Origin of the sequence: Tropicimonas sp. TH_r6, from assembly GCF_033101155.1 — a bacterium.
Classification (GTDB): Bacteria; Pseudomonadota; Alphaproteobacteria; order Rhodobacterales; family Rhodobacteraceae; genus Tropicimonas.
The window spans coordinates 1-3183 of the sequence record NZ_JAWMPX010000068.1 but is presented as its reverse complement, the minus strand read 5'-3'; the positions used below and the strand labels follow the sequence as shown (position 1 = coordinate 3183).

The window sequence follows — 3183 nt, the reverse complement described above, 5'->3', positions numbered from 1 at the left end:
ATCGACCCGCTGGCCGAGCGCTTCATCGCAGCCGCGCCGCTGGCCGTTCTGGGAACCCGCCGGGTCGATGGTGGCGTTGACCAGACACCGCGCGGGGATCCGCCGGGCTTCATTAAGGTGCTCGATCCCAGGACATTGGCGCTGCCCGATCGTCCCGGGAACAACCGGATGGACTCCTTCGAGAACACCCTGCGTGACAATGCCGTGGGCCTGCTCTTCATGATCCCCGGACATGGGGACACACTGCGGGTCAGTGGGCGCTCGGCTCTCGTCAGGGACGCGGCCCTTTCGGAGCAGCTCGCGGTGAATGGCCGGCCGGCGGGTCTCGTGATGCTCATCCGGGTCGAGCGGGTTCTTTCCCATTGTCCGAAAGCGTTCATCCGCTCGCGGGCTTGGCATCCCGATGAATGGCCCGACACGTCAAATGTGCCGAGCCTGGCAGAGATGATGAAGGCCCATGGAGCGCTGAAAGACCCCGTGTCGGTGATCGAAGAGCGAATCCACCGCTCCAACACGGAACGACTCTACTGAACTGTCGCGGATCGACGCGGCGCGACGGACGGCCGAACAGACAGGAAGAAGGACAGGCATCATGACAGCATTGGACCAGGTGGCACTCGGGATACTCGTCTTCATGGCGGTAGTGGCGGTTGCCGTTCTTGTGTTCTTCGGCGGCTGGCCCGGCCGGGTTGCCGCCGCCCGAAACCACCCCTACCGCTCTGCCGTTTCGATTGGCGGCTGGATCACCCTGATCGCCGGCGGGGTGTTCTATCCGCTGGTGCTGATCTGGGCCTATGCCGGGTCCACCGACGCCGAGGTCGAGGCCGCCGCCGAGGAGACCGCAGCATGATCCTTGTCCCGATCATCCTTTGGCTCGGTTTTCTCTGGGTTCTGGTGAAACTCGGCGTTCTGAAACGCTGGCATCTCTGGATGAAGATCTCGCCGGTGGTGATCTGGCTCACCGCCATGCTGGTGATCTTCCTGCCGCTCAACTGGAACGCCCCCAAGGCGGGCGCGACGGTGACCGTGGGCTCGCAGGGGATCAAGCCGGCTGTCAGCGGGCCTGTGACGGAGGTCGCCGCCCAATCCTGGACACCCATTGCGGAAGGGGATGTGCTGTTCGAGATCGACAAGGCGAAATACCTTGCCGCCGTCAACAAGACCAAGGCGGAACTTGCGCTGGCCGAGGATCAGCTGTCCCGGAAGCAGACCCTGCTCGAACGGCAGGCGGTCGCCGAGACCGAGGTTGAAGCCCTGCGGGCCGAGGTCGAGGTCGTCCGGGCGGATCTTGCCCTGGCGCAGATCGATCTGGAGAACACCACGGTCCGCGCACCCTTTAGAGGGATCGTCCCCGCCACGACCCTGCTGCCCAGCGACCGGGTCGCCGCGGGTGTTCCGGTCATGGCCTTCCTCGACATCGACAACCCGGTGGTAAACGTCGTCCTCAAGCAGAACCAGATCCGCAACGTGATGGAAGGACAAAGGGCCGAGGCGACTTTCAAGACCTTTCCCGGTCGTGTGTTCCAGGGGACGGTCTCGGGCGTTTTTCTCTCTGCACCGACCGCCGAATACACGCTGGATGGGGCGACACCAGAGGTACCGGAGGTGATCGACACCACCTATGTCGCCACGCTCGACCTGGAGCTTGAAGGTGTCTCCCTGCCACCAGGAAGCTCCGGCCAAGGGGCGATCTACACCGACCAGGGCACCGAATTCCATGTCCTCCAGCAGGTCACCCTGCGCATGACGGCATGGATGAACTACTTCTGAGCCCACAGATCTATTTCAACTCTCGAGAGAGCACAGCATGAGCCGATTTCTGGGAGTCGCTATATCCCTGGCCACGATGACGGCGAACACGGCCATTGCGCAGGACGCCGCGACACCCGGCATATCCGGTTTTCGGAGCGACGCGCAGGGGTTTGCCGGACCGTCGGCCGTTACCTCGCAGCTTGCCGAGGATGACGCCCCCAAGGATCCCGCTTTCCGCTTTCCGGGCTTCGACCGGGCACTGAAACCCTGGTTCGACTGGAAAGCCCGGCTCAAGACCGATGCCGGCCTGCAACTCGGCTTCGACTATACTTCCCTCTACCAGAAGGCGGATGCCACCCTGCCGGGCTCGGAAGACGAGGCCAGCAGCGGTATCTTCAAGGTCTTCGGTCGCTGGGACCTCGTCAATCGGGGCGAGACGGATGTGGGCACGCTCGTCTTCAGCGTCGAGAACCGCCATGCCTATACCGATATCCCGCCGGCGGATCTTGGCTTCGCAACGGGCTATCTCGGTATTCCCGGAACGCTCTTTGGCGACACCGATTGGATCCTCGGGGATCTGAACTGGCAGCAGAGCTTCAACGACGGGCGAACCGGTATGATCGTCGGTCGCTACGATCCAAATGATTTCTTCGACGTGCTGGGCTACGCCAACCCGCGTACGGCTTTCCAGAACCTCGCCATCGTCTTGAACCCGTCCGTGGCCCTGCCGGACTGGAGCACCGGCATCGGTGTCGGCCACTGGATCGACGACAGCTGGTACGTGAAGGCGGCGGTCAATGATGCCAACGGCACTGCGATTGACCCTGTTCTCTTCAACGATTCATTTGATCTCTACAAGACCGTGGAGGTTGGATGGTCGCCTTCTTCCGACCGCCGGTTTTTCTCCAACGTCCACGTCATGTATTGGCATGCCGACGAGCGCGAGGAAGCCGGCATCGAGGAAAGCCAGGGCTGGACCATCGGCGCCAACTGGACCTTCGATGACGTCTTCATGCCCTTCCTGCGCGCCGGCTGGTCCGAGGGCTCGGCGCCTCTCTACAACGAGAACTACACGGCCGGCTTCGTCTACCGCAGCCGCAGCCGGGCCGACCTGATGGGGGCTGCCGTGAACTGGGGGCAACCTTCTGACGACACGCTGGAGGCGCAAACCACCTCCGAGATCTTCTACCGCCTGCAACTGGCCGAGAACCTCGCCATCACGCCCTCGATCCAGTTCATCGACAATCCCGCGCTCAACCCGGAGGAGGACAATATCACGATCTTCGGGCTAAGGACACGCTTCTCGTTCTGAGCTGACCACCCGCCAATATGAGATCGCCCGGTCCGGGGCGCGGGAACACTGGGGAATGTCCGCTCTATCGAAGCCGCAGCGCGGCAAGTGTATCGACCTTGGAGGGCGGCTTCGGGCCG

4 protein-coding genes are annotated in these 3183 nt (G+C 62.9%); all 4 read left to right on the top strand.

Translation table 11 applies throughout. The features are described 5' to 3' along the window. Positions 1-531 (top strand): MSMEG_1061 family FMN-dependent PPOX-type flavoprotein (locus tag R3X27_RS25325; protein WP_317711691.1); only part of this gene is annotated, 531 nt, incomplete at its 5' end. Between the two features lie 61 nt (positions 532-592). Beyond that, positions 593-850, top strand: a complete 258-nt coding sequence (locus R3X27_RS25320; protein ID WP_317711690.1) for a DUF3302 domain-containing protein — start codon at positions 593-595, stop codon at positions 848-850. After that, a complete protein-coding gene (locus tag R3X27_RS25315) occupies positions 847-1770 on the top strand; it encodes an efflux RND transporter periplasmic adaptor subunit (protein WP_317711689.1) in 924 nt (307 codons plus the stop codon). Before R3X27_RS25320 ends, R3X27_RS25315 begins: the two co-directional genes overlap by 4 nt. A 37-nt stretch (positions 1771-1807) precedes the next feature. Then, positions 1808-3064, top strand: coding sequence for a carbohydrate porin (locus R3X27_RS25310; protein WP_317711688.1), 1257 nt, complete (start codon positions 1808-1810; stop codon positions 3062-3064). The last annotated feature ends 119 nt before the right edge of the window (positions 3065-3183 follow it).

What these genes read in the sequence shown, in the direction of transcription:
- R3X27_RS25310 (WP_317711688.1), top strand. Translation starts at nt 1,808, where the DNA reads ATGAGCCGATTTCTGGGAGTCGCTATATCCCTGGCCACGATGACGGCG.
- R3X27_RS25320 (WP_317711690.1), top strand. Translation starts at nt 593, where the DNA reads ATGACAGCATTGGACCAGGTGGCACTCGGGATACTCGTCTTCATGGCG.
- R3X27_RS25315 (WP_317711689.1), top strand. Translation starts at nt 847, where the DNA reads ATGATCCTTGTCCCGATCATCCTTTGGCTCGGTTTTCTCTGGGTTCTG.